General features: G+C 46.3%; 6 protein-coding genes. All 6 read left to right on the plus strand.

The genetic code is table 11. The annotated features are described in order from the left end of the window. Window positions 1-113 precede the first annotated feature (113 nt). The 6 genes from LCM00_RS09335 to ptsP all read left to right on the plus strand — a co-directional run bounded on the left by LCM00_RS09335 (window position 114) and on the right by ptsP (window position 6,207). Entirely contained in the window at window positions 114-1,049 is a 936-nt protein-coding gene (locus tag LCM00_RS09335) for an AAA family ATPase (RefSeq protein ID WP_224900558.1), read from the plus strand. Window position 1,050: 1 nt separating this feature from the next. Then, the gene (locus tag LCM00_RS09340) at window positions 1,051-2,244 is read left to right on the plus strand and encodes a DUF58 domain-containing protein (protein ID WP_224900561.1); all 1,194 of its coding nucleotides are present in this window, start codon (window positions 1,051-1,053) and stop codon (window positions 2,242-2,244) included. Beyond that, window positions 2,245-3,531 carry an MFS transporter gene (locus LCM00_RS09345; protein WP_224900566.1) on the plus strand — a complete coding sequence of 429 codons (1,287 nt, stop codon included), beginning with the start codon at window positions 2,245-2,247 and terminating at the stop codon, window positions 3,529-3,531. Between the two features lie 55 nt (window positions 3,532-3,586). After that, a complete protein-coding gene (locus LCM00_RS09350) occupies window positions 3,587-3,868 on the plus strand; it encodes a hypothetical protein (RefSeq protein ID WP_224900568.1) in 282 nt (93 codons plus the stop codon). 357 nt (window positions 3,869-4,225) lie between these two features. Continuing rightward, a complete protein-coding gene (locus tag LCM00_RS09355; protein ID WP_009794289.1) occupies window positions 4,226-4,492 on the plus strand; it encodes a phosphocarrier protein HPr in 267 nt (88 codons plus the stop codon). After that, entirely contained in the window at window positions 4,492-6,207 is a 1,716-nt protein-coding gene (gene ptsP / locus LCM00_RS09360; RefSeq protein ID WP_224900571.1) for a phosphoenolpyruvate--protein phosphotransferase, read from the plus strand. Before LCM00_RS09355 ends, ptsP begins: the two co-directional genes overlap by 1 nt. The last annotated feature ends 252 nt before the right edge of the window (window positions 6,208-6,459 follow it).

Here is a 6,459-nt window from a genome sequence, read left to right on the forward strand (position 1 = left end):
TTTTTTGCAACCATTTTCTGCGCTAAGGCTATTTCTTCCAAACGCTTGCTATGCTTACATAATTACATGTTATATTAAAATAGACAAAATATTAGAATTATAGAGGTGTGCGAATGCTGGATAAAATAGAAAAGCTGAAAAGCGAAATTGGAAAAGTAATAGTCGGCCGGGATAATGAAGCAGAATTGCTGGTAATTTCCCTCATCTTCAATGGCCATGTGCTTCTTGAAAGCGTGCCTGGGACAGGCAAGACACTAATGGCAAAAACATTTTCAGAAACATTCGGGGGAAGGTTCTCGCGGATTCAATTTACACCTGACGTACTTCCTAGTGATATAACCGGGATCCAATTTTTTAATCCGAAAAGCCATGAATTTGAGTTCCGCCCAGGGCCCATACTTGCCAATATTGTGCTTGCTGATGAAATAAACAGAGCTACCCCTCGTACACAGTCAAGCCTGCTTGAGGCCATGGAAGAACGCCAGGTAACAATCGACGGACATACATTCAGGGCGGAAGAACCCTTTATGGTCATTGCCACGCAGAATCCGGCTGAGTCGCAGCAAGGGACCTTTCCTCTGCCGGCTGCGCAGCTTGACCGCTTTTTCATGAGAATTAAACTGGGCTATCCGAGCCTCCAAGAAGAAAGAATGATACTAAAGGGGAAAAGGAGGCCGTCAGCACCAGTCACTCAGGCTATAAGCCTGCAGGAACTTGCCGGATTGAGGGAGGCAGCAGCACAGATACATATATCAGAAGAGCTTGAAGGATATCTGCTCGAAATTGTCAGGAAGACGAGGGAAACCCCTGCCATTGAACTTGGGGTCAGTCCACGGGGTTCACTTGCCCTGCTGAGGGCTGCAATCGGCGCTGCACTGATAAAAGGCAGAAGTTATGCCGTCCCGGAGGATATCAAGGAGATGGCACCATATGTGCTGGCACATAGAATCTATCTAACCGCCGAAGCATCCCTTACAGGGACAGAGGAAGAAGTAATCAAAAAAATCATCGATTCCGTTGAAGTGCCTGTTGAAGCAGGTGCCCGCTAGAATGGGTTGGAAAAAGTATACGGTCGAAAATCGGTCCATGCAGATTATGTCTGCACTTGCACTGCTGCTGGTTTTGCTTAGCCTTTATTTGGCTTCGGCGATTTTGTTCCTAATGTCAACTTTGTTTTTTTGTGTTCTCCTTGCCAACAATTATTATTTGAAAAAAATGGGGGAAGGCGTTGAATTTGAAAATAAAGCTGTCAGGAAAAGGATGTTTATTGATGAGCATCATGAATGGGAGCTGGATTTTGTAAATAACGGACTTCCAATATTGAATGCACGGCTATATATATATTTCGATGATATTGTAATCCCCTTGAAAGGTGCCCAGCAGCCGAGATTTTCAAAATACGAGCTATCCATTCCATTCACTCTGCCAAGGAAAGGGGAATATTCAGTCCGGATTCCATTTTCAGCCGGCAGGAGGGGGCTGGCGAAAATCCGCAGCATGGAGCTGCGGATTCCCCATTTCTTCGGTTTTGGCGAGACAGTGCTGGAATACAGGGCTATAGTCGCCCAGGAAGCGCTCATCTACCCGAAAAGGCTGCCCGTTGAAAACAAGGAAGAGTTTGTTTCAGCAAAACCGGGATATGAAGCTGCCAGACATACACTTTTTCAGGATGTGATGTCTCCTGCCGGCACGAGGAATTATGTGCCGACAGACAGCTTCAATCAAATACACTGGAAAGCGACGGCAAGGAGCCAGAGCATCCAGACGAAAGTTTATGAAACGGTTTCTGAAAAAGGCCTGCTGCTTTCTTTGAATCTATCCGAAGGATACTCCATTACTCCGAGGCTTGAGGAGCTTCTGAGCTGTTCGGCCGAGCTGGCATATACAGCTGCAAAAGATGGCATTCCTTTTGCAGTATGCATGAATATCAGGACAGCAGGACCCATCCCCTTTCAATATATACCTGCCGGGACCGGAAAGGCGCATCTGCAGAAAGTGCTGGAAAGCTTTGCGGTTGCAGGCTATCACTCAGTCCTGTATCCATATGACAAGATGGCTGCCCATTATACAAGGCATTTTGCCCTGCAGCCTTATATTATCCACGGAGGCTCCAAGCCGCAGGCTGGAGAAAAGTATTTTAAAGAATTGGAACAGAAAAGTTTTACAGTGCTGGAAATGCAGCTGCTGGAGCAAAAAGCCTGGATAAAGCCGTTGTCAAAACCTATTCATGAAGAGGTGGTTTAAGTGCCGGGAATCAAATGGCATCCCTATTTGACGCTCATTTCGGAGGCTGCTCTTGCAAGCATGCTGCTCTGCCCTTTGTTTATGCCCTCAGGCGACTGGCTGCCGGTTTTATATTCATTCTCAATCATGGCAGCATCAGCCGTGCTGTTTTTCTTCCTGCTGAATGCAGGGGGCAGCAGAGGGAGCCTGCTGTTTTTTGCCGCTGTACTGCCCTTTATCTTCATTAGCGGAACCCTTCTTGGCTTCTCGTGGTTCGCCCTGCTATGTTTCGGTGTGCTTGTATTCTGGCGGACGGAATCTGCTTATAAAGACCCTGGGGGAAGTTCTGGCAGCAATCTCTTCCTTCTTGTTTTCGCGGGCGGCTTTGCTGTTATCCTGGCCGCTGTTTTTCTGGATCGAACATGGATAGGCAAGGTTGTTTGGATGGTCGTCCTCCAGGAAGCCTTTATTATCGCAGCAGGATTTTTTTCAAGATTGGCCGCATCCGGAACTTCCAAAAAAAATAAAGGTCTTCTCATTCGTGATTTTGTTCTTGCCATGCTGGTGATTTTTGCGATGGGAGTGGCAGCTGTGTTTGCTATTCCCGCTGTCAGCGGGCTGTTCTTTTCAGTGATGAGGGGCATTGCTTACCTTTTTGGCGCAGCAGCATCTCCATTTTTCCAATGGGCAGAAAAACGCGACTGGAGCGTAAATTTGAATGAAGAACCTGAAAGCCAGGAGCAGCAGCTGGATGAGAGCAGGGAACAGCCTTTGATGGAAGAACAGGGTCAGGGATTTGAAATGGTGCTCGCAGCAGCAGCTGCTGCCTGTCTTATTTTTATCATGTATTATTTATATAAGAAAAGGAAGAGAACCTCCGGTGGTGTGATGCAGGATAAGGAGAAATCATATATCACTGTCGAACGGGAGCCTGGCAGCGATGAAGGGCTGGACCGCCGCAGGAAACGGACAGAGGCGCCTTTAGACCCTGTCAGGAGGGAGATATACCAGCTCGAAGCATACAGTGATAAACTGCAGCTCGGCAGAAGGCAGTCCGAAAGCTTTCCGGAGTGGATGAAAAGGATCGGCCTGCATGTTGACCCTTTTACCAGCTGCGTATATGAAAAAGTAAGATACGGAGAAAAGCTGGCTGACGCCGCTGAAGCTGCTGTTTTTCTGAAAGAGATTGCCTTATTGAAAAAAGATCTGAAGCGTGTTCATCTGCACCTTGTTAAAGAGGGTGAACTATCGTCAGGCAGACTCCTGGGCATTTTCCAAAAAAAGCAGCTGAAAGGACGCAAATCCTAACATCTAAAGAAGCCTCCGGCATATAAATCTAAAAAGCACGGAGGAGGCGGCTCAAATGGGATTATCAATACAAGAACGTCTTAACAGGATCATGGACCTTGCAGATTCAATATTAAAGCAGCTGGTCGAAGACCGGACTGAATTCGGGGAAAAGGATTTGAAGCAGGCAGCCGAACTGCTTGCAAGATGCGTGAAAGAAATGGCGAAGCTGCAGTCACAAGGCACAGATAACACGCCATATGAATATGAGGCAGCCATTAATAAGCTGAGAGTAAGTTATAATATCCTCTTTTTGGGTAAAGAAAAGAAAACTATGGCAAATGAAAGCGTTTCATAAAAAAAATACCTGCAAATCCTTAAAAAATAAGGCATTAACGTTGTCTAAGACGGGAGGAAATGCTATTCTTTTTTTTGAGATGTTGGTTGTCTGATGACTTGAAAAAAGGCGACTAAACTATACTTAATTTCATACATGAATAAACCATAGATGGAAAAAATACTATTGCGTGGATAAATAAATGCAATATGTACTGGCGCTTTTGGCCTGTTCCATTTAGAACGGGATGCGGCTTTTATGGGCGTTTCCGGCAACTGCTTAGTCGTTTTGGCATTAATGAGTTAAGATTAAGTTAGTAGGCAACAAACTCATATACATCTTGCTATGATTAATTAATTTTAAAGGAGACTGATCTCAATGGTTGAAAAACAATTTAAAGTAACGGCTGAAACTGGAATCCATGCTCGTCCAGCTACACTATTGGTTCAAACTGCAAGCAAATTCGATTCTGATGTGCATTTAGAATATAAAGAAAAAAAGGTTAACTTAAAGTCAATCATGGGTGTTATGTCTCTTGGTGTCGGCCAGGGCGCTGATATTAAGATCATTGCTGAAGGAAACGACGAAGCTGAGGCTGTAAAAGCACTTGAAGATACTCTAACAAAAGAAGGACTTGCTGAATAATGAGCTTTCTACAGGGAATTGCAGCTTCAAGCGGCATTGCGATTGCAAAAGCATACCGTTTGGTAGAACCTGACCTGTCTTTCAGCAAAAAGACGGTTGAGGATGCAGACAGTGAAGTCGGCCGCTTTCAGCAGGCTTTGGCCACTTCCAAATCAGAGCTCGAAGCAATCAGGGAAAAAGCGGAAAAAGACCTTGGCGCAGATAAAGCGGCCATCTTTGATGCACACCTCCTGGTACTCAGCGATCCGGAATTAATTTCACCCATCGAAGACAAAATTAAGACTGAAAAAGTGAATGCTGAACAGGCATTGAAGGAAACAGCTGATATGTTCGTCAGCATGTTCGAACAAATGGACAATGAGTATATGAAGGAACGCGCAGCAGACATCCGCGATGTCACCAAGCGTGTGCTTTCCCATTTGCTTGGAGTCCAGGTCGTCAATCCAAGCATGATTGCTGAAGAAGTGATCATCATTGCGGAAGACTTGACTCCGTCTGACACTGCGCAATTGAACAGGCAGTTTGTTAAAGGGTTTACAACCGATATCGGCGGAAGGACCTCCCATTCAGCCATCATGGCCCGTTCAATGGAAATACCTGCGGTTGTCGGCACTAAGACAGCTACAGAGGAAATCCAGAATGGCGATATGGTGATTGTGGACGGTCTTACTGGCCAGGTTCATGTGAATCCTACCCCTGAGGCAATTGAAAGCTACAAAGAGCAAAATGCTGCCTTTGAAGCACAGAAAGCCGAATGGGCGAAGCTTGTCAACGAAAAGACGGTATCAGCAGACGGCCACCATGTGGAACTGGCTGCCAATATCGGAACGCCTAAGGACCTAAAAGGAGTCATCAATAACGGCGGTGAGGCTGTAGGCCTCTACCGTACAGAATTCCTTTATATGGGCAGGGACCAGCTTCCGACAGAGGAAGAGCAGTTTGAAGCCTATAAAGCTGTTCTTGAAGGGATGGAAGGAAAGCCTGTTGTAGTCCGTACACTGGATATCGGCGGGGATAAAGAGCTTCCTTACCTGAACCTCCCGAAGGAAATGAATCCTTTCCTTGGTTTCCGTGCAATCCGCCTGTGCCTCGAAGAACAGGATATCTTCCGTACGCAGCTAAGAGCATTGCTGAGAGCGAGCTCTTACGGAAATCTGAAGATCATGTTCCCAATGATCGCTACTCTGGATGAATTCCGCCAGGGGAAAGCAATCCTTGAAGAGGAAAAGCAAAAGCTTGCATCCGAAGGCGTGAAAACAGCCGATAAGATTGAGCTTGGCATCATGGTCGAAATCCCATCGACTGCTGTCCTTGCCGATCAGTTTGCCAAAGAGGTGGACTTCTTCAGCATTGGCACGAACGATCTCATCCAGTATACAATGGCAGCGGACAGGATGAATGAAAGGGTATCTTATTTATACCAGCCATATAATCCGGCCATTCTGCGCCTTGTAAAAATGGTGATCGATGCAGCCCATAAAGAAGGCAAATGGGCCGGCATGTGCGGTGAGATGGCAGGGGACGAGACCGCCATTCCGCTTCTGCTTGGCCTCGGTTTGGACGAGTTCTCTATGAGTGCCACTTCCATCCTGAAAGCACGCTCGCAAATTCTTCGCCTGTCCAGGGAAGAAATGAAAGAGCTTGCCGAAAAGGCGCTTCAAATGGGAACAGCAGAGGAAGTAGTGGCAGCTGTTAAGCAGGCAACACAAAAATAAAAATCTTTGTAAAAAAGGTTTTAACCTGATAAACACGGGGAATATGCAGAGTAAGCACTTAAGCAAGATGTAAGTAAGCTGATCATTCTCATTTTCCCCCCTTACTGACCGACTGGCATTGCCAGTCGGTATTTTTTGTGTGCCGGGCATGTTCATCAACTAGGCGGTGCAAGTCCGCTATGGGCGTTGGGATATGCGAACCATTAGCTGAAGGCAAGGGTGTCCACGGTGACGTGGAATCTGAAGGAAGCC

Origin of the sequence: Bacillus infantis (assembly GCF_020171945.1) — a bacterium.
GTDB classification, from domain to species: domain Bacteria; phylum Bacillota; class Bacilli; order Bacillales; family Cytobacillaceae; genus Bacillus_AB; species Bacillus_AB infantis_A.